The organism is Sphingomonas sp. 3P27F8, from assembly GCF_005502745.1.
GTDB lineage: Bacteria > Pseudomonadota > Alphaproteobacteria > Sphingomonadales > Sphingomonadaceae > Sphingomonas.
The window spans coordinates 1-19,965 of sequence record NZ_SCNL01000016.1 but is presented as its reverse complement, the minus strand read 5'-3'; the positions used below and the strand labels follow the sequence as shown (position 1 = coordinate 19,965).

The window sequence follows — 19,965 nt, the reverse complement described above, 5'->3', positions numbered from 1 at the left end:
CCATACCCGATGTTCAATGGTTTGCCGCTAACGACAATCGACCCCAGGGAGCTGTGCATCCCTCAAATCCACGGTTCACTACCCGCTCTGCTGAGGCCTTGGCGGGCGATTTTACATTGGAGGATCTGGGCTTCATCTTCGTTCCTTCGTCACTACGACGAAGCCCAGATCCTCCTTAAATCACAACCTCAAATCTGTGCCATTGGTGCTGACGGCGGACACGCGACCTTGGTGAGCTTCGAATCCGTGCCCGCGGACTTGAACGCGAACGCGGCCCCGGCTGCCGCGGTGCTGGCGACGGCCGCTCCAACGAGCACCTTCTGCTTCGTGTCCATCAGACTGTCCCTCTCTCAAGGGGCCGCGCGACCGACGTGTTCCTGCTCGTCCTCTCCTCATCACCAGCGGATGCAATCTTGAACGCCAAGATTTGTGCGCGGTGGATCTGGGGAGGCTCGGCGAACAGCGAAGCAGCGCTTCCGGATAGCGCCGTGCCGATTTCGCCCGACAGATGCGTCTCGCGCCCTGCCTCGTCGGCGAAGGTATCGAGGATGGCGAACCGAGTCTTTCCGAGACGCAGAGCGTACCACGACAGGGTGCCAGGCTCCCGCTCCACGGCCGATCGGGCTCCTTGGAGGAAGCGGGCAACCTCTTCCTCCGCACCGTCCCGTGCTTCAAGCGGAACATGCAGGGCCAAGCGCGGCAGGGCGTCCGCCGCCGGCACCTTGAGGGCGAGGATGTCGGCCGGCTCGATCTCCGGCAATCCGTTGAGGATGGTGAAGGTCTTCACGACCAGCGCCCGGCCGACCGTGCCGAACAGATGCTTCAGCCGGCCGGCATTGCCGGGGAAGGTATCGAAGATGGCGAAGTCGGCGGGGCCAAAGCGCAGCGCGTACCAGTGCCGCGTGTCCTGCTCATGCTCGACCGGCTCCAGCGCACCCCGGAGGAATTCAGCGGCATCTTCCTGGTGGGTCGGCCCGGCTTCAATGCCTACGAACAGTGCCTTGTGCATCTTTTCTCTCCTTGTTCCGATGGTAGCGCCTCGAGCTCCACGGAAGGCGTCCTGGGCCTAAATCATGGGAAGTTCGCGCGGCCGGGCGCCGACAGCCCGTTCGGCCAGGGCGACTTCCCCGGCCCGCGCACCCCTGGCGGGCGCGTGCTGGAGGAGATCGCGGCCAGCCACGGCACGACCGCACGCCAAGTGGCGCTTCGCTTCCTGGTGCGTCGGCCATCGCTGTTCGCTATGGTCAACGAGTCATCGTGTAATTTGTGGCTGCTTCCCCGGGCCGGCTGAGCGGCGCACCTTCTGGTTGTCGGACCTGAAGGAAGGAAGCAGCTATGAAGCACTATGCCGGAATAGACCTGTCGATGGAAACGTCGCACGTCTGCATTGTCGATGCCGAAGGGCGCAAGGTCGCAGCGCAATGCGTGGACAGCACGCCGGAAGCGATCGCCGCGCTGCTGGAACGCCATGGTCCGATGGAACGCGTGGTGATCGAGACCGGCCGGATGACGCCATGGGTTGCGCGTGGCCTGCACGAGCTGGGCGTCGCGATCGTGTGCATCGATGCGCGCCAGGCCCACCAGAGCCTCAAGGCGATGAAGGCGAACAAGACTGATCCACATGACGCAGCGGGGCTCGCGCAGTTGGCCCGGACCGGCTTTTACAAGGAGGTGCACGTCAAGTCGCCGACATCGCACGGTGTACGCTCGGTGATCACCGCCCGCGCGCACCTGGTCGAGGCGCGCGTCCGGCTCGACAACACCATCCGCGGCTTATGCGCTACCTTCGGGATCAGACCGGGAGCTGGCCAGGGCGAGCGGTTTCTCGCACGGGTGCAGGCCGCCATCGCTGTCCCGGGGCTCGGCGAGGCAGTGGCTTCGCTGCTTCGGGCGCGAACCGGGCTGGTCGACGAGATCCGTCGGATGGATCGCGAGCTCAAGGCGATCAGCATCGCCTCTCCAGCCTGTCAGGCGCTGATGAGCATCCCGGGCGTCGGTGTGCAGACCTCGGCTGCGTTCGCCGCCGCCGTCGATGAAGCGGGTCGGTTCAAGCGGTCGCGGACAGCCGGCGCCTACTTTGGCCTCGTCCCACGTCGGCACCAGTCCGGCGAGCTCGACTGGACCGGCCGGATCACCAAGCAGGGCGACGGCACCGTCCGCAAGCTCCTCTACGAGGCGGCGAACTCGATCCTGACGCGCACGCGGCAGACCTTCGCGCTGAAGACCTGGGCGCTGAAGATCGCGAAGCGGCGCGGCCTCAAGAAAGCCCGGGTCGCGCTCGCCCGCCGCCTCGCCGTCATCATGCACGCCATGCTCCGCGACGGCACCTTGTTCGAGGCCTGAAATGCGATAAGTTCCCGTTCGCCAGCGGTGATGCTCTCCAGCTGACCCGATGGCGGTGTCCCGCGAGGGAACGCAGGGACGGACGATCTGCGAAGGTTATCAGATGGGCTCCCGAGCCCGCTTCGAGTCAATGCAACGTCCGGCCTTGTGAGACCCGATACAGCACGACCGATCCTCGGATCGGCGAGTGCGGACAGATCCTTGAGACCCTCAAGGGACAACCGCCGAGCGACTGCAAATTACAGATCCTGACCCTAGGTCTGCCGACATACTTGGTCGCAAGCTGATCGACACCGCCGCTACACGTGCTCCAAAGCGGCGGTGTCGATCGGCATCGATAAGCGTCCTGTTCCCGGTTATTCCGCCAATCAACCGTGCGGGCGCATAACAACCTTGATCACACCTTCTTCCTTGTCGCGGAATTTAGCGTACATTTCTGGCGCGTCTTCAAGACTGGCCGGGTGGGTGATCACGAAGCTGGGGTCGATCGCGCCCGCGACGATTTTTTCCAGCAACGGTCTAGTATAGCGCTGCACGTGGGTTTGGCCGAGCTTGATCGTTAGTCCTTTGTTCATCGCTGCACCGATCGGAAGCTTGTCACCCATCCCGACGTAGACGCCGGGCACGGAGACCGTGCCGCCCTTGCGGCAGCTCATGATCGCCTGCCGCAGGACGTGGACGCGATCAGTGGCGAGCATCATGCTTGCCTTCACCTTGTCCATGACCGCGTCCGCCGCCCCGTGCGCGGCCGCCTCGCAGCCGACAGCATCGATGCAGCTGTCGGGGCCCCGGCCCTTGGTTCGCGCCTGCAGCTCGTCATAGACATCGGTTTCGGCGAAGTTAATTGTCTCAGCGCCACCGGCCTCCGCCATGGCGAGTCGCTCGGGCACCTCGTCGATCGCGATCACGCGGCCGGCGCCCATCATCAGCGCGGAGCGGATGGCGAACTGGCCGACCGGACCGCAGCCCCAGATCGCGACGGTGTCGCCATGCTCGATCTGCGCATTCTCGGCGGCCATGTAGCCGGTCGGGAAGATATCCGATAGGAAGAGGGCCTGCTCATCGGTAACGTTGTCGGGTATCTTGATCGGACCGACATCCGCCATCGGCACGCGAAGATACTCAGCCTGGCCGCCGCAGTAGCCGCCCAGCATGTGGCTGAAGCCGAACAGCCCGGCGGGCGAATGGCCCATCGCTTTGGCGGCCATTTCGGCGTTCGGATTGGTTTGATCACAGGCCGCAAACAGACCCTTCTTGCAGAACCAGCACTCGCCACAGCTGATGGTGAACGGCACCACTACCCGGTCCCCGATCTTGAGGTTGGTGACCTCGGACCCGAGCGCCACGACCTCGCCCATGTTCTCGTGGCCGAGGATGTCGCCGGCCTCCATGGTGGGCTGGTAGCCATCCAGCAGGTGAAGGTCCGACCCGCAGATCGCGCAGGCGGTTACTTTGATGATCGCATCGCGCGGGTGCTTGATCTCGGGATCCGCGACGGTGTCGACACGGACATCGCCTTTACCGTGCCAGCATAGTGCGCGCATGTCGTTTCCTCATCTGAGTGGATGTCCCTGTCGTCAGGGCCATGTCTATGACGCTCAACGCCTTGAGCCGCGGCATGGGTCCCCGTCTATTTGATTCGTTTACATCAACGAGCGGCCGTAAAACGGCCGTACGGCCAGCGGGTTGAACGCAGACGGCATGCCCGGCTTGAAAGCCAGCAAGATAATGAAGTGGGTCGCCCAGGCCGTGCAGCCGGCCGACACGATGCTGATAGGTCCCCACAGGCTGCGCGTCTTCCGCCCTGAGCGTACGGCATGGTCGGCCAGGGCAAAGGACGCATAGATACCGCAGAGGCAAACCAGGCCCGCGAGCAGCACCAACCACGGATCGTGGTCGTGCCGGACGCAGTCGAAAACCTGTACGACCTGGGAGTACATCATGCTCGGCTAACGGCAAGGCGTTAAGACATCCTCAACCGGTCCATATCGGCTTTCCCTGGCTGTGATCCAGGACCAAGGAAGCCGCAGTCGGGTTCTGCGCAGCCATGAACACTTACGTTGCCGAGCCCGCGCCTGTCGTTCGAACCGGCGACCATGCTCGACTGACATAACTTGATTTCGCTCCTCCGGGTCGGTTCCCAGTCGCTACAAAGATTTATGCCTCGCACCGCCGTGGCGCTGGTGGCATTAAGGGCATGATCGGAGGATTACGTCCATGGCACGCAAGAGCATCAAAAGCGACGCGGTGAAACTCAAGGGCGAGACGGCTAAGAAGGCACCGCCGCTGCCGGCGGGTGCCGACCAGCCGACGAACTATGCCGAACAGCAGGGCCATGGCGGCGAAACCCGCCAGACGACCTCGGACGCGGCACTTACCATGACCACGCAGCAGGGCATCCCGATCGCGGATGCCCAGAACAGTCTAAAGGCGGGTCTGCGGGGCCCCACGCTGCTCGAAGACTTCATCCTCCGCGAAAAGATCTTCCATTTCGATCACGAGCGCATCCCGGAGCGCGTCGTCCACGCACGCGGCTATGGCGCGCACGGCGTGTTCGAACTGACCGACAGTCTGGCCGACTACACCCGCGCCGACGTGCTGAGCACGGTCGGGCAGCAGACCGAGGTGTTCGTCCGCTTCTCAACGGTAGCGGGCAACAAGGGCTCGCGCGATCTGGCGCGCGACGTGCGCGGCTTCGCCGTCAAGATGTACACGAAGCAGGGCAACTGGGACATCGTCGGCAACAACATCCCGGTGTTCTTCATCCAGGATGCCATCAAGTTCCCCGATCTGGTCCATGCGGCCAAGCAGGAGCCCGACCGGGCGTTCCCCCAAGCGCAAACCGCACACGACAATTTCTGGGATTTCGCCAGCCTCACCCCGGAAACCTGGCACATGATCATGTGGATCATGTCCGATCGCACGATCCCCCGCTCCTTCCGCACGATGGAGGGCTTCGGCGTCCACAGCTTCCGCCTGGTGAACGCGGAAGGCAGGGCGACCTTCGTCAAGTTCCACTGGAAGCCGCGCCAGGGGCTCCAGTCGGTGCTGTGGAACGAGGCGGTCAAGATCAGCGGCGCCGATCCCGACTATCATCGCCGCGATCTTTGGGAGGCGATCGAGAGCGGTGACTTCCCGCAATGGGACCTCGGCGTCCAGCTGTTCGATCAGGAAACCGCCGACAAGCTTCCCTTCGACCATCTCGACTCGACCAAGCTCATCCCCGAGGAGGACGTGCCGGTCCGCATCGTCGGTACGCTCACGCTCAATCGCAACGTCGACAACTTCTTCGCCGAAACCGAGCAGGTCGCTTATTGCACGCAGAACATCGTGCCGGGCATCGACTTCAGTGACGACCCGCTGCTGCACGGCCGCAACTTCTCCTATCTCGATACCCAGCTGAAGCGGCTCGGCAGCCCGAACTTCACCCACCTGCCGATCAATGCCCCGCGCTGTCCGGTGATGAACTTCCAGCAGGACGGCCACATGGCGATGCGCAATCCGAAGGGGCGCGTGAACTATGAGCCGAACAGCTGGGGCGCGGAAGGCGGTCCGCGCGAGAACCCGGAGATCGGCTTCACCAGCTTCCCCGCCGAGGTTCAGGGGACCAAGCAGCGGATTCGGTCCGAAACCTTTGCCGATCATTACAGCCAGGCACGGCAGTTCTATCTCAGCCAGCAGCCGATCGAGCAGAAGCACATCGGCGACGCGCTGGTGTTCGAGCTGTCGAAGGTAGATCGTGTCGACATCCGGGCCCGGGCGGTCAGCCACCTGCGCAACATCGACGAGGATCTCGCCGCTACCGTCGCGGACGGGCTCGGCCTCGACCTGCCGGACGCCGCCAAGGCGGCCAAGCCGACGCTAGACCTGCCGACATCGTCGGCGCTCTCGATCGTCGCCAACGGCCCGGCGAATTTCGCCGGGCGAAAGATGGGCCTGCTGCTGACCGATGGGTCGAGCGCCGAGCTGTTCAATGCGCTGACCAAGGCGCTGGAAGCCGAAGGCGCGGTCTGGGAGGTGGTCGCGCCGAAGATCGGCGGGGTCACGCTCGACGACGGCACCAAGGTCGCGGCCAAGCAGAAGATCGACGGCGGACCTTCGGTCCTTTTCGATGCCGTCGCGGTGCTTCCGTCCGAGGAAGGGGCTGCGCTGCTCGCCAAGGATGCGGCCTCCAAGGACTTCGTGGCGGACGCGTTCGGCCACTGCAAGTTCATCGGCTACACCGATGCAGCCGCCACGTTGTTCGACGCTTCTCGGGTGCCGGAGCTTGACGATGGCTTCGTAGCCCTAAGCAAGAGCAAGGACGTCAAGGCGTTCGTCACGACCTGTCGTGACCTCAGGTTCTGGGCTCGGGAGATGAAGGTCGATCTCGACGCGGCGGCCTGACGACCCTGGCGGGAGCGGCAGGTGGACGTCCTGCCGCTCCACTTAACGGCAAGCCTCATATCGCACGGACGTGGGACGTGCTGCCTCGCTCGCGTTCAACGGGATCGGGTCATACCATCGGCGCGGGCCGCGGTAACGACCCAGCGGCCGGTGCGGCCCGCGGTGCGAACCGTCCAACAACGCCCGGTCTCTGCGAGGAACCGGGCGTGGATCCCTGCCGCATGCTGGACGAAATCGTAGAAATCAATCCTGTGGTGCGCGAGCACGATGATGCCGCCTGGGCGCAGGCGAGCGGCCATCTCACGCGCAACCCGGGCCATCTCTCGCGCTGAGAGGTAATACAGGATCTCGGCGATCACGATCACGTCATAGACGAGACGTGGCGGTCGACCGGGGAGCACGAGCAGCGATGCGCACGCACGAGGCCAGGCGGCAACGGCGCGTGCCGTCAGGTCGACCCCCTCCCTCGTGCCCTCGGTCGCATCGAGGCGCAACGCCATCCTCGCGATCGCGGCACTGTTGGATCCGTTGCCGCTGGCCAGCTCCAGCACCCGTCCGACCGGTCGGTGACCTATCGCGTGCAGGATCGCGGCACGCTTCACCGCCTCGTCACGGGCGGTGAAGGTGCGCCAGGGATCGTCGTCGCCGGCGAACTTGGCGGCGAACCCGGCAAGATCGATCGGGCTCGTCACTTCGAACCCGGCCGGTAGCGCTCGACCGGACGAGCAAAGGCCGCAAGCTCGTGTCTCGCGATCGTGAAGCCTGCTGGGTCATCGGAAACGGCGCCGAGCTGCGTCCGGTAGACGCGGATCAGGGACCGTTTCACCGAAACTCCCCCGGGCACAGCGATGCGCCATGCCGGTCCGGACCTGTCCGGGCGAGGCGGCCACACGCGGTAGGTCAGCCGACTGGCGCCACCCGGGCATCCGGCTACGGCCGCGGCTACGGCGCGGTGATCGGGATGGTCGTCATCGCAGGCCGGTCCGACGATGAGATCGAGATCCCGGCATCGTGCGACCTGGCGGCGCAGCGCGCGATAACAGCGCCCCGGGATCGAGGGCAACTGGCCATCGGGCAAATTGAGGAACGAGACGTCGCCAGCAACGATGCCGAGACGACGTAGCGCATGAAGGCTCTCACGCTGGCGAGCCGCGACCAGTCGCGTCCTCGGCCATTTTCGGCTGCCCCGGTGAGATGCGGCACCATCGGTCACGACCGCAACCCGGACCCGAGCTCCATGGCGGCGAAGCCGCGCAATGAGGCCTGCCGCGCCGATGACCTCGTCATCCGGGTGCGGGGCGATCACCAGCGCGACACGCACGTTTCGCAGCGCGATCTTCACAGGATGGGGTCGAGGATGTGCTCGGCGACAGCTTGGCCGACGCGAAGGCGATGCGCATCGGGCGCAGGCTGGCGCAGGTACACCATGAGATCGGCGATCTTTGCCGCCAGCGGATGCGACAGGAACAATCCCTGCAGCCCCACCGCCTCCTGCGCGATCGTGAGGGCGCGCTCGGCAGAGCCGGCGATCGATAGCCGCGCAGCGGACACCCGGGCGAGGCGTTCCGCATCCGTCCCGCTGAACCAGGCGTCCGCCGTGTCGCGGATGCTCGCCGCTGCACCCTGGGCAAGCAGGAACAGGTCGGCGAGGCGCGATGCCTGGAACGGATCGGAAGCGCGCTCGTGGGTGGTCAGGTGGTCACGCACTGCATCGAGCAGGCCGGCGATGCCGCCGGCATGAACCGCGGCGAAGCGCAGCGCGCCTCCGCTGAAGAACGGCTCCCGCGCATAGCTGCCGGGCTCGCCGATACGGCCGTCTTCACCGATCACAGAGCCGGACCAGCGTACCAGATGTGTCTCCGAGCGCTGCATGCCGATCGTCTGCCACCACTCCCGATCGATGGCAGGCGGATCGGCCTCGAGGTCGAGCAGGAGCAGCTGCGGTCCGCTTTCGCTATCCGCGGTTACCAGCGCGTGAGTCAGTATCCCCGCCCCCGATGCATAGCCCTTGCCGCCGGTCAGCCGTCCGCCGGTAAGCACCAGCGGCTCACCCGGCAGGCCCGCATTCCAAATACCCAACGTCGCTCCCGCAGCGATGCGCGCCCGCAACGCAGCGACCTGGGACGACGTGCCGTATCGAAACACGATCTGCACCGCATCGACATGCCCCTCAAGCAGGCGCCCGATGGGGAGATCCCGGCGTCCCGCAGCGTAAAGAGGGCGGAGCAGGTCCAGATATGCCTTGGGCGTCGTCGGATCGCCGGCGGGATCGGTCGCCCACCCCGCCGCGACGATCCCATGACGCAGAGCTCCGGCCGTCGTCATACCGCCTGCTCGCAAAGCTGGTTCTCGAGCGTTGCCAGGGCATGCTCGGCCTCGACGAGGGTGACGTCGGGTATATCGGGCAGCGCCGGCACGACACGCATGGCGAACGCCTCTGCGTTGGGGCAGTCGCGCGCGACGCCGATCACATGGTCACCGGTCAATCCGATACGGTCGCCGAAGCGAGCTGCGACAAAGGAATCGGGGAGCCCGGCCCAGATGCGGCGCGCCTCCGCCTGCTGTCGGTATTGCCATGCCGCCCCTCGGGGATGCGGCATTGAGGGTGCCCCGTGATGGTCGATGGCACTGAGCGCAGCCGCCATGCCGCCCGGCGCCCGGCCGAGCCGCCGTGAGGAGGTCGCAACCACCATGCCGGGATCGCGGCGCACGCGAAACCCGGCGCGCCCGGCATCGTCGAGCAGGGCGGCGTCCTCGCCGCATGGCACCGGCTGGAAGCCACCCAGTGCCTGATAGGCTCCGGGTCGGAAGGCCATGTTGGCGCCTCCCGAGCAGTGGGAGCCGGTCGGACTGTCCCACGGAACGGGGTCGACCGATCGTCGGTAGGCGTGAAGCCGATCGAGGTAGCGCTCGACCCTCCCCTGCACCGGATCCCGCTCCGCTGCGATCCGGACGATTCGCCCGGCGACAAGGTCGGCCGAGGCCAGGCCCTGCAGTGCCGCCCTGACCCAATCGGCACGGGGCTGGCTGTCGGCGTCGGTCGTCAGGAGAATACCGTGGGGCGTGCTCGTCGCATGATGCAGGCCGAGGGCGATGGCGGCCCGGCGGGCACGACCGGCATTGGCATCAGGGCACGGGTCTCCCTGAGCCACCGTGAACGGAAGGGCCATGCGACCAGCATGCTCGAGTATTACCTGCTCGCTCGCATCCGAGCAATCATCAAGGAGGAAGAACACGGCAGCCTCGACGTCGCCCAGGTCCAGTCGCCCGATCGCCTCCAGCAACTTCGGTAACGCAGTCTCCTCGTTGCGGACCGGAACACAGATCGCAGCTGACACAGGTCGCAACGGCACCCCCACCATCAGTTTCGCAGGACCGGCGACCCTGCCTTGCAGGACTGTAGGTGATAAACGCCGGTTTCGATAGCTGCTCGCGGTGATGCAAGATGCCAGATCGTAATGCAGGACTACAGGTTTGCTCGATTTCGACCGAGAGATCGGCGTCGGGTAGGTAGCCGTCGCGGTTCGCGCCGGGCATCTACAGACTGCAGTTCGACATGTCGGGCTACCCGAACGGAAAGCGGCGCCATTCTTCCCCGAGATCGAGCTCGTGTTCCGCGTCATCGATCCTGCCGCGCACTACCATGTCCCCGTCGTGGTCAGCCCCTACGGCTACTCCACCACCCGGGGCAACTGACCACCAATCACGCCTCGATCCCTGCCTCGAACATCGGCTTGTATAGCTCGTGCTCGAGCGAGCGCAGGTACCGGTCGAGGCGGTCGACCAGCGCTGCGACGTCCGCAGCACTCCGCTTGGGGTGAAAGGCCTAGGCGAGATCGGCATCGTCGGCACCGCCGCTGCGATTGCTAACGCGATCTATCACGCGACCGGTAAGCGGGTGCGGTCCCTGCCGATCACGATCGATAAGATCCTGGATTGATTAGCCGATGTGAGCATCCGCCTCGCCGGGTCTATAGCCGGTCTCAACCATTCTCCGGTTCTTGGCCTGGCTTGTAGCTGGGCTTTGCTGGCGGAACGATATAGCTCAACGTAACGATCCCCGCGACGATCAGTCCAGCACGCCAATTCCAGATTGCCAGGGCAAAGGCTGCCCAATAGGCTCCGGCGGTGACGGCGAATTTGAGGGTTGTTCGCCTGAGGTAGGCGTCTGTCAGGCGCTGGTCTGGAAGCCCCCTCGCGGTTGCATAGACCCAACGCACGAACCACCACGTCGCCGGCGCCGCTGCCACGCCCAGATAGGCCAAAACGGCGGTCTTGCTTTCCGCGTCACCGCCGAGATGCTCGATGAGCGGCCGCGCAGGAAATGGCGTGATGCTGACAGCGGCAAGAAAGCCGATGCTGAGCAGATTGTAGCCATGATCGGTTTTTTGCAGAAGCTTGCCGGTGAAGTGGCTGGAAGCCCAGTAAAGACCGATCAGGATCACGCTAAGGGCGTAGGCGGCATATTCCGGTGCCAGCTTTAGGTATGCCGCTGCCAGGTCGCCGTCAGTCGGCTCTGGTGCGTGTAGTTCGGTCACCGGGAGGGTGATGGCAATTGCCAGCACCGCGTCCATGAATGCCTCGAGGCGGTCCGATTTCCGTTCGGTTGCTTTGAAAGACGATGTCGCCATCTGACGCTACAGCATTTCGAGTGGGCGACGGCCCGCTGGCCGGGGAAATGCCGCATCGAGTGTCGCAAGGTCGGCGTCGGAGAGGACGATATCTGCGGCAGCGCGGTTCTCCCGCACATGTGCAATCGAACTCGCTTTCGGGATGGCGATAAGGCTATCGTGGCGCAACGTCCAGGCAAGTGCGACCTGCGCAGGGGTTCCGCCAACCTGGGCCGCTACTTTGTCGAGGGCGGGATGGCTTGAGAGGCGTCCCTGCTCGACGGGACTATACGCCATCACTGGCACGTTGTGCTGTGCGAGCCACGGCAACAAGTCCAACTCAGGGCCTCGACGGACGAGATTGTATAGGATCTGATCGGTCACGCAGCCATCCCCGCCGGCAGCGACAAGTTCGCCCATATCGTCGGTATCGAGGTTGCTGACACCCCAATGCCGAATCTTTCCTGCCGATTTCAGCGCCTCCATTGCCTCTATCGTCTCAGCGAGCGGCACCGATCCACGCCAGTGGAGCAGGTAGAGGTCGAGCCGATCGGTGCCGAGCCGCTTCAGGCTCGCCTCGCACGCACCGGCAAGGCGGAAGCGCGATGCGTTCTGTGGATACGCCTTGCTGACGAGGAACAACTGGTCGCGACGATCGCCGAGCGCTTCGCAGATCAGCGTTTCCGCCGCACCATCGCCATACATTTCAGCGGTATCGATGAGCGTCATGCCCAGCTCGACACCGGTGCGCAGCGCGGCGATCTCATCGGATCGCCGTTCGGCACGTTCGCCCATCTTCCAGGTGCCTTGACCCATCGAAGGAACCACTTCCCCGCCGGGCAATGTCACGTGTTTCATGTGCTTTTGTCCTATGAGATGAGTTCGACTGTTCGGTCGCGGGAGGCGGATTGGCAGATGACCACCATGTAGCGATCATATCGCGGCCGGCCATCGATCGAGTGCCATTTTGGCGATGGAGAGCAGTTCGTTGATCGTAGCGCCGTCGCGCGCCTGAACGGACATGCCTTCCATGACCGTATTGATGAATTTGCCCAGCACGGCCGGATCGGAGTTGGCCGCAAGCTCGCCCTGCGCGGCGCCGCGTTGCAGACGCTCGATCAGGAGGGCCTCCGCCGCGATGCGCTTGTCGCGCAGCAGGCATTCGATGGCGGCGGACGCCGGCGAAACGGCTGCCGCTGCCGAATACATGAAGCAGCCGGCCGGCGTTTCAGGTTCCGAGAATGATGACGCCGCTCGTTCCAGCAGGCCTTTGACGGCCTCGTAGGTGGACAATGCCGGATCGTTGATGGGTGCATAGAGGTGGACGCTGAACGTCGCGGCGTAGCGCTCGATCACCGCCGCAAACAGCCCCGCCTTGTTGTCAAACGCTGCATAGAGACTGGCAGCGGCGACGCCAGTCTCCGCCACCAGATCGGCCATCGATGTCGCTTCGTAGCCGCGCTGCCAGAACAGCCGCACCGCCTTGTCGAGCGCAGCGTCAGTGTCGAACACACGAGGGCGACCTGCGCGGCGACGGGCTTTCGTCTCTGTCATCTCTGGTGCATGATATGGAACGATCGATAAATAATATCTTGAAACGGGTGGTCTTCTCCCTTACAGAACGATCATTCAATAATCAAGGAATCTCCAATGAGCCGCATCGTCCGTATCCACGAATATGGCGACGCCAGCGTCCTCAGGATTGAAGATGTGGCCGTCCCCGCGCCCGCGGCCGACGAAGTGCAGATCGCGGTGAAGGCGATAGGCATAAACCGCGCCGAGGTGATGTTCCGCAACCATGCCTACCTTCAGGAAGCCGAGTTCCCGAGCCGCCTTGGCTATGAGGCTGCCGGCACTGTCGTTACGGTCGGCGCGGACGTGACCGGGTTTGCGGAAGGCGAAGCCGTCAGCGTCATCCCCCCGCTCGATATCGCGCGCTGGGGCACTTATGGCGAGGTCGCCAACGTGCCCGCCCGCCTCGTCGTCAAGCATCCGGCGGCGCTGTCGTTCGAGGAAGCGGCGGCCGTGTGGATGCAGTATGTCACCGCCTGGGGTGCGCTGGTGGAGCAGGCGAAACTCGGCGAGGGCGATTTCGTCATCGTCACTGCTGCCTCCAGCAGCGTCGGCCTTGCTGCCTTCCAGATTGCGCGGATGGTCGGCGCGACGGTAATCGCGACGACGCGTACCGGCGCCAAGCGCCAGGCCCTGATCGATGCCGGTGCACATCATGTCGTCGCAACCGGGGAAGAGGATCTGGTAGCGAGGGTGATGGAGATAACCGATGGTCAGGGTGCGCGCGTGGTGCTCGATCCGGTCGGAGGCCCGTCGTTCGAGCCGCTGACCGAGAGCATGGCACGCGGCGGCATCCTGCTCGAATATGGCGCGCTCAGCGGCGAACCGACGCCGTTCCCGTTGTTCTCCGTGCTGGGCAAGAGCCTCACGCTCAAGGGGTATCTCTACAGCGAGATCGTCTCGGACGATGCCGCCCTCGATCGTGCCAAGGCGTTCATCGTGGCGGGTCTGGAATCGGGCGCGCTCAAGCCGCGGATCGCGCGCACTTTCCCGCTCGACGCAATCCAGGACGCTCACCGCTTCCTCGAATCGAACGACCAGATCGGCAAGGTCGTCGTTACGGTCTGACCGGCATACCGGGGGAGTGAGCGATCGCTCCCCCACGAATTTGCGCTGACGCAACGGCCTCGCACCAGCAATCGGTTTAACTCAACGAGGGTATCCCAACATGAAATCTCGCGCCGCTGTAGCCTTCGAGGCGGGCAAGCCACTCAAAATCGTCGAGATCGATGTCGCCCCACCCCGGAAAGGCGAAGTCCTTATACGGGTGACGCACACCGGTGTGTGCCACACCGACGCGTACACGCTGGCGGGGAGTGATCCGGAGGGTGTTTTCCCGGTGGTTCTGGGCCACGAGGGCGCGGGCATCGTTGTCGAGGTCGGGGAAGGCGTCACCAGCGTCGGGCCGGGCGATCACGTGATTCCGCTCTACACCGCCGAGTGCGGCAAGTGCGACTTCTGCCTGTCGGGCAAGACCAACCTGTGCGTCGCTGTCCGCGAAACGCAGGGCAAGGGCTTGATGCCCGATGGGACCACCCGCTTTTCGTACAATGGTCAGCCCCTCTATCATTACATGGGCTGTTCAACCTTCAGTGAATATACTGTCGTCGCCGAAGTCTCGCTCGCCAAGATCAATCCCGAGGCAAACCCCGAACATGTCTGCCTGCTCGGCTGCGGCGTCACGACCGGCATCGGCGCAGTCCACAATACCGCCAAGGTCCAGCCCGGAGACTCCGTCGCCGTGTTCGGCCTCGGCGGCATCGGCCTCGCGGCGATTCAGGGTGCGCGCCAGGCGAAGGCGGGTCGCATCATCGCCATCGACACCAATCCATCCAAGTTCGAGCTGGCACGCCAGTTCGGTGCTACCGAGTGCATCAACCCCAAGGACCATGACAAGCCCATCCAGCAAGTGCTGATCGAGATGACGGGCTGGGGCATCGATCATACCTTCGAGTGCATCGGCAACGTCCACGTCATGCGCGCCGCGCTTGAATCAGCGCACCGTGGCTGGGGTCAGTCGATCGTGATTGGCGTTGCCGGCGCGGGCGAGGAAATCTCCACCCGCCCATTCCAGCTCGTCACGGGCCGCGTATGGAAGGGGTCCGCTTTCGGTGGCGTCAAGGGACGGACACAGCTCCCCGGCATGGTCGAGGATGCGATGAGAGGCGATATCGATCTGGCCCCATTCGTAACCCACACGATGGGTTTGGAGGAGATCAACGAAGCCTTCGAACTGATGCACGAAGGCAAGTCGATCCGCACGGTCATTCACTACTGACCCGCCGATCCGAAGCGGCGCGAGGCGCTCGGATCGACAACTCGGCCGTCATCATGGCCCGACCCCGGCCATGATGAAGCGCGCTCTGGCAAATGGGCAACCCGTCGCAATGCGGTAACAAGCGCCGAAGTACGGTCGTTACATGCCGATAGCGGCACGGACCAGGGCCGCCTGGCCCAGGCGCTTACCAGCGGAGTGTGTGTGGCCTCGTCGCGCGACCCAACGGGGAAAATGGTTTTGTCGTAACCTTTGTCCAATGCTGGAAAAATATTCCAAAGGTGCCGAATATCGGGTCAGCCTGACCTTTGGATGTATTGAGTCGGAAAAGCATTCATCTGTTACCCGACTGTGATGAACCTTGGACCGCACGGGCGGTTAGGGCAGGAAGACTGAATTGAAGAGCAAGGATATTCACGCGACGACGCCGGCCACCGATCATGGGCATACAGGGCCGCCCGCTTGCGTGCAGGTTCGCGGCGCGCGCCAGAATAACCTCAAAAATATTGACGTCGATGTACCGCGCGACGCCTTCGTGGTGTTCACCGGCATATCGGGCTCGGGCAAGTCATCGCTCGCGTTCGGCACCCTTTATGCCGAAGCGCAGCGGCGTTATCTGGAATCGGTTGCGCCCTATGCCCGTCGCCTGATCGACCAGGCCGGCGTGCCGGAGGTCGACGCGATCGACGGTTTGCCGCCTGCGGTCGCGTTGCAGCAGCAGCGCGGCTCGGCCAACGCGCGATCCTCGGTCGGCAGCGTGACGACGCTCTCCAGCCTGGTGCGGATGCTCTATTCGCGCGTCGGCGAATATCCGCGCCATCAACCCATGCTCTATGCGGGGCTACGACACGAAAGTGTGACCAGCGTACGCCAAGCGTGAACGATAGGCGAACACGAAGCCGCGTCATGCAGCGAGCAACGATGTGGGTGTGCGTAGCGGCCTGAGCTGGCCGACCGGAGGGCGGTCGTCGGTGTTCCAGCGGTAGTCGCCGGTGAGCGAGATATGCTCCCACCCGAGCGGTGCGATGTGGCGGGCAGTTTCAGGAGGCACGGCCATGCCGGCGATGGCCTGTTCGAGGTAGCGGGTGTTCCACAGGATGATGGCGGCTACGAGCAGGTTGAGGCCGGAGGCGCGGTAGGTCTGGTTTTCGAACCGGCGGTCCCGCAGTTCGCCGAGCTGATTGAAGAACAGCGCTCGGGCGAGCGCGTTGCGCGCCTCTCCCTTGTTGAGTCCGGCCTGGGCACGCCGGCGCAGGTCGATGTCGCGCAACCAGTCGAGCATGAAAATCGAGCGTTCGATCCGCCCGACCTCACGCAATGCCAGCGCAAGGCCGTTCTGACGTGGATAGGCGGACAACCGGCGCAGCATGGCGGAGGCGGTGACGGTGCCGCTGCGGATCGAGGTGACGAGGCGGAGCAGTTCGTCCCAATGGTCAGCGACGTGGCCGACCGCGACCGGATCGCCGGTCAGTCCGACGAGCAGCGCCCCGGCATCCTGCTGCGGCAGCAGATGCAGGCGTCGTTCCTTCAGATCCCGCAAACGCGGCGCGAAGCGGTAGCCGAAGAACGGCATGAGGCCAAATACATGGTCGGAGGCCCCGCCGGTATCGGTGTAATGCTCTTCGATCGACAGACCGGTGGCATGGTAGAGCAGCCCGTCGAGGACATAGGGCGCCTTGCCCGCTGTCGCCGCGATCACCCTGCTCGCAAACGGGTCATATTGATCCGAGATGTGGGTGTAGAAGCTGACGCCGGGTTCGTTGCCGTTACGCGCGTTGATGTCACCGATCGCAGCCCCGCGCCCACCGGCGTGAAAGAGCTGGCCATGCGCTGCGCCATAGGCGCTCTCGCTGACGTGCCAGTCATGCAGATGTGCGAGCTGGCGCAGGGTGGCCGCTTGGCAGGTATCCGCCATGCGCGTCAGGCCGAGATTGATGCCGTCCGCCAGGATCACGGTGAGAAGCGCGTTACGATCATCGGCCGGTCGACCGGAGCGGCGATGAGTGAAGCATTCGGAAAAGCCGGTCCAGCCATCGACCTCCAGCAACAGATCGGTGATCTTCACGCGCGGCAGGCGGTCGTAGACCATGCGCCGCACGTCCTCTGTACTGGGCGGGGTTACGGCCTTGAGCGGCGAGATGACGAGCCCGCCGGCGTCGAGCCGTACCTGGGGCAGTTCCCCCTGCCGGGCGAGCGCCGTGACTTGTTCGATCGCGGTATCGAGGCGGGCACGGCGACCGGCAATGAAGGTATCGAAGTCGGTGTCGATCGCCAACGGTAACGGCCCGCGCTCGCGTAGCGCCGCAAAGGTGGCGGGCGGCAGGAGGTAGCTGTCGAAAGCACGATACTGGCGACTTTCCTCTACCCATATGTCGCCGGCACGCAGCCGATCGCGCAACTGGGTGAGAGCGCACAGTTCATAGGCTGCGCGGACGACCTGCCCGTCGCGCAGCACAAAAGGCCGCCACGATGGCGGCACGAAGCGAAGCGGTGGATTGTCGGGCAAGCGTCGCCTGCCGGTCCGATAAACCTCACCGACAATCCGGACCGCATCGAGCAGCCCCTGCACAGGACCGGCACCTTGGAAGGTGAAGGCGTTGAGGAGCGGCCCGATCACCGGGCGCAGCGAACGATGCCGGTCGATCAGCTCGGCAGTACGATCGGTCGTCTCCGGCGCGACCAGTATCTCCGCTTCCCCGACCGCCGTTCCCAGTTTCTCCCAGTCGATCGCCATCGCGGCAAGCGAGTCCAAGCCTTGCGCCCGTGCATCGATCAGCAGGCGGCAGGAGCCGGTGAGCAGGCGCAACTGTGCCTGGAGCGCGCGGATCGTACCCAGCGCCTTGTCGCGCGTCCGGTTCTCGGCGCGCCGCATCATGCTGCCGAGCAGCTTGTCCGTCATCGCCAGCACCGCATCGGCGAGGCTCTCACGAAGCCGCAGCGCGGCTGCCGCCAGAACGGCATGGCGGCGCCGGTCGGGCAGTTCCGCCAGATGCTGCGATGTGATCCGCACCGCCTCGTCGGCGATGCGGTCGAAGGCCGCGGTCGGGATCGTAGCGGCCCGCGCCGGGGCCAGTCCGATCGCCCGGACATGATCCAGTCGTTCGAGCAGGCGCATGACGTTGCGCGGTGCCGGCGACAGCGGCGGGTTGCGCAGCCACGACAGCCACGTCGCACCCCGGTCGCCACGACGGGCGAGCAGCGCATCGAGGCGGGTACGTCCGCCATCACCCAGCCCCTGGGTCAGCACATCGTGGACGAGTTCGTCGGCCTGGCGGCGCGCTCGTCGTACGATCGCCTCGATGACGGTGACGGGCGGCAGCAACAGGCGACGACGTCGCATTTCGTCGATGACGATCTCGGCCAGCTGCAATGGCTGGATGATGGTCTGCGCCACGGGCATGGCGAAGGTGGCCAGTGCGTGGAAGTCGGTCCGGCCGAACGCTCGATAGCCCATGCGTCGTGCCAGATCGGTGAGATGCGCACGGCGGGTCGGCTCACGACGGCCATAGTCATGCCAAGCCGCTTCAGGCACATCGAGCTGACGGGCGACGAACGACAGGATCGATAAGGGCGGTGTCTCGTCCGCGCCGAGTACCCGCCCGGGCCAGCGCATATAAAGGAGCGTCATGGCGTAGCCGAGCTGCGATGCGGGACCACGCCGGATCGAGACCCAATCCAGATCCTCGCGTGTCAGGGTGAAGTGTCGCGCGATCTCGCGTTCGTCGGTCGGGGGATCGAGCTGACGCGCCAGCACCTCGCGGGTGAGCAGGCGTCGCCTCGCCATGACCCTGAACCTCCTTGAGGCTGTCCGTCAGACGGTCCTCTGGCGGCCAACAGGAATATGTCCGTTAACTCTGGACCTGTAACGGCGATTCGGACAAGATCGCATAATGACGGGAAAACGGACAGGATCGGGCATCATGTGGCGCTGATCGGCTATGCGCGCGTCTCGACCGCAGACCAGAAGCTGTCGCTCCAGCTTGACGCGCTGAACACTGCCGGGTGCGACCGTATATTCGACGATCACGCATCCGGGGCAAAAGCCGATCGGCCTGGCCTAACCGAAGCGCTCGCCTATTTGCGCCCCGGCGACACGCTGGTGGTCTGGAAACTCGACCGCCTCGGCCGCTCGATGAGCCACCTGATCGAGAAGGTCGGCGAGCTTGCGGCGCGCGGCATCGGGTTCCGCTCACTCACCGAGAATATCGACACCACCACTTCGGGCGGCATGCTGGTGTTCAACATCTTCGGCTCGCTGGCCCAATTCGAGCGTGACCTGATCCGTGAACGCACTCATGCCGGCCTCAAGGCCGCACGCGAGCGGGGCAACAAGGGTGGTCGCCGGCCTGTCGTTACCCCCGACAAACTACGTAAAGCGCGGGCGCATATCGCAGCGGGCCTCACTGTTCGTGAGGCGGCGGCCCGGCTCAAGATCGGCAAAACCGCCCTATACAAGGCTCTGGAAAACGCGTGAAACCGCTGGCGATCAAGAACTCGTGGGTGCTGGTCACAGGGGCTTCGACCGGTTTGGGCAGAGCGTCCGCCCTCCGCTTGGCGGCATCGTACCAGGCCAAGCCCCTGATTGTTGGACGAAGGCTCGACAACTTGCGGGAGCTACAGACCGAAATTGACGAGCGGTTCAATGTGCCGTGCGAGATTATAGTGGCTTGTCCGTCGTCAGAACATTCGGCACAACTCGCGGCGTAGATTAGCGGAGTGCGGACCTCGTCAGGGGGTTGATGTTAGGCGGCGAACTTGCGGTGCTGCAAGCGCCGATGT

18 protein-coding genes and 1 pseudogene are annotated in these 19,965 nt (G+C 64.5%); 8 read left to right on the top strand and 11 right to left on the bottom strand.

Annotated features, from left to right (window positions below):
• Positions 1-334: 334 nt before the first annotated feature.
• The gene (locus tag FFS35_RS16325) at positions 335-1,009 is read right to left on the bottom strand and encodes an antibiotic biosynthesis monooxygenase (RefSeq protein WP_010408781.1); all 675 of its coding nucleotides are present in this window, start codon (positions 1,007-1,009) and stop codon (positions 335-337) included.
• 326 nt (positions 1,010-1,335) lie between these two features.
• On the opposite strand from FFS35_RS16325, the gene FFS35_RS16315 reads away from it, so the two are divergent.
• Complete coding sequence (locus tag FFS35_RS16315) at positions 1,336-2,343, top strand: IS110 family transposase (RefSeq protein ID WP_010408776.1); 1,008 nt, start codon at positions 1,336-1,338, stop codon at positions 2,341-2,343.
• Between the two features lie 368 nt (positions 2,344-2,711).
• Here the strand turns inward: FFS35_RS16315 and FFS35_RS16310 are convergent, their stop codons facing one another.
• Positions 2,712-3,887 carry a zinc-dependent alcohol dehydrogenase gene (locus tag FFS35_RS16310; protein WP_137787991.1) on the bottom strand — a complete coding sequence of 392 codons (1,176 nt, stop codon included), beginning with the start codon at positions 3,885-3,887 and terminating at the stop codon, positions 2,712-2,714.
• Between the two features lie 99 nt (positions 3,888-3,986).
• Positions 3,987-4,283 carry a diguanylate cyclase gene (locus tag FFS35_RS16305; RefSeq protein WP_137787990.1) on the bottom strand — a complete coding sequence of 99 codons (297 nt, stop codon included), beginning with the start codon at positions 4,281-4,283 and terminating at the stop codon, positions 3,987-3,989.
• Between the two features lie 277 nt (positions 4,284-4,560).
• Here FFS35_RS16305 and FFS35_RS16300 point away from each other — a divergent pair, with 277 nt between their 5' ends.
• Entirely contained in the window at positions 4,561-6,729 is a 2,169-nt protein-coding gene (locus tag FFS35_RS16300) for a catalase (protein ID WP_007406883.1), read from the top strand.
• A 95-nt stretch (positions 6,730-6,824) separates the two neighbouring features.
• Here the strand turns inward: FFS35_RS16300 and FFS35_RS16295 are convergent, their stop codons facing one another.
• Genes FFS35_RS16295 through FFS35_RS16280 form a run of 4 tightly spaced genes read right to left on the bottom strand, consistent with a single transcriptional unit; the run spans position 6,825 to position 10,013 of the window.
• A complete protein-coding gene (locus tag FFS35_RS16295) occupies positions 6,825-7,421 on the bottom strand; it encodes a class I SAM-dependent methyltransferase (protein WP_007406872.1) in 597 nt (198 codons plus the stop codon).
• A complete protein-coding gene (locus tag FFS35_RS16290; protein WP_007406874.1) occupies positions 7,418-8,071 on the bottom strand; it encodes a PIG-L family deacetylase in 654 nt (217 codons plus the stop codon). Before FFS35_RS16290 ends, FFS35_RS16295 begins: the two co-directional genes overlap by 4 nt.
• Positions 8,068-9,054 (bottom strand): hypothetical protein, encoded by a 987-nt coding sequence (locus FFS35_RS16285; RefSeq protein WP_062127107.1) that lies wholly within the window; start codon positions 9,052-9,054, stop codon positions 8,068-8,070. The genes FFS35_RS16290 and FFS35_RS16285 overlap by 4 nt, the downstream gene beginning before the upstream one ends.
• The gene (locus tag FFS35_RS16280) at positions 9,051-10,013 is read right to left on the bottom strand and encodes a glycosyltransferase (protein ID WP_211091119.1); all 963 of its coding nucleotides are present in this window, start codon (positions 10,011-10,013) and stop codon (positions 9,051-9,053) included. The genes FFS35_RS16285 and FFS35_RS16280 overlap by 4 nt, the downstream gene beginning before the upstream one ends.
• Positions 10,014-10,338: 325 nt before the next feature.
• Between FFS35_RS16280 and FFS35_RS20405 the strand changes: the two genes are divergently transcribed.
• Both FFS35_RS20405 and FFS35_RS16270 read left to right on the top strand, forming a co-directional pair.
• Entirely contained in the window at positions 10,339-10,425 is an 87-nt protein-coding gene (locus FFS35_RS20405) for a hydroxyisourate hydrolase (RefSeq protein ID WP_231729964.1), read from the top strand.
• 49 nt (positions 10,426-10,474) lie between these two features.
• Positions 10,475-10,669, top strand: a complete 195-nt coding sequence (locus FFS35_RS16270; protein ID WP_007406887.1) for a hypothetical protein — start codon at positions 10,475-10,477, stop codon at positions 10,667-10,669.
• Between the two features lie 43 nt (positions 10,670-10,712).
• On the opposite strand, the gene FFS35_RS16265 is transcribed toward FFS35_RS16270, so the two are convergent.
• From FFS35_RS16265 to FFS35_RS16255, 3 genes are all read right to left on the bottom strand, one after another.
• Entirely contained in the window at positions 10,713-11,360 is a 648-nt protein-coding gene (locus FFS35_RS16265; protein ID WP_062127104.1) for a TMEM175 family protein, read from the bottom strand.
• Between the two features lie 6 nt (positions 11,361-11,366).
• The gene (locus tag FFS35_RS16260; protein WP_062127102.1) at positions 11,367-12,197 is read right to left on the bottom strand and encodes an aldo/keto reductase; all 831 of its coding nucleotides are present in this window, start codon (positions 12,195-12,197) and stop codon (positions 11,367-11,369) included.
• Between the two features lie 75 nt (positions 12,198-12,272).
• A complete protein-coding gene (locus tag FFS35_RS16255) occupies positions 12,273-12,851 on the bottom strand; it encodes a TetR/AcrR family transcriptional regulator (RefSeq protein ID WP_231729962.1) in 579 nt (192 codons plus the stop codon).
• Positions 12,852-12,989: 138 nt separating this feature from the next.
• Between FFS35_RS16255 and FFS35_RS16250 the strand changes: the two genes are divergently transcribed.
• The 3 genes and pseudogenes from FFS35_RS16250 to FFS35_RS16240 form a co-directional block, all read left to right on the top strand.
• The gene (locus FFS35_RS16250; protein ID WP_009823890.1) at positions 12,990-13,979 is read left to right on the top strand and encodes a zinc-dependent alcohol dehydrogenase family protein; all 990 of its coding nucleotides are present in this window, start codon (positions 12,990-12,992) and stop codon (positions 13,977-13,979) included.
• A gap of 100 nt (positions 13,980-14,079) precedes the next feature.
• The gene (locus tag FFS35_RS16245; protein ID WP_062127096.1) at positions 14,080-15,189 is read left to right on the top strand and encodes an S-(hydroxymethyl)glutathione dehydrogenase/class III alcohol dehydrogenase; all 1,110 of its coding nucleotides are present in this window, start codon (positions 14,080-14,082) and stop codon (positions 15,187-15,189) included.
• A 463-nt stretch (positions 15,190-15,652) separates the two neighbouring features.
• Positions 15,653-16,024: pseudogene (locus FFS35_RS16240) on the top strand (excinuclease ABC subunit A); the annotation flags it as partial.
• Positions 16,025-16,090: 66 nt separating this feature from the next.
• On the opposite strand, the gene FFS35_RS16235 reads toward FFS35_RS16240, so the two are convergent.
• Complete coding sequence (locus FFS35_RS16235) at positions 16,091-18,970, bottom strand: Tn3 family transposase (protein ID WP_007406882.1); 2,880 nt, start codon at positions 18,968-18,970, stop codon at positions 16,091-16,093.
• A 138-nt stretch (positions 18,971-19,108) separates the two neighbouring features.
• Here FFS35_RS16235 and FFS35_RS16230 point away from each other — a divergent pair, with 138 nt between their 5' ends.
• The gene (locus FFS35_RS16230; RefSeq protein WP_004213210.1) at positions 19,109-19,660 is read left to right on the top strand and encodes a recombinase family protein; all 552 of its coding nucleotides are present in this window, start codon (positions 19,109-19,111) and stop codon (positions 19,658-19,660) included.
• The last annotated feature ends 305 nt before the right edge of the window (positions 19,661-19,965 follow it).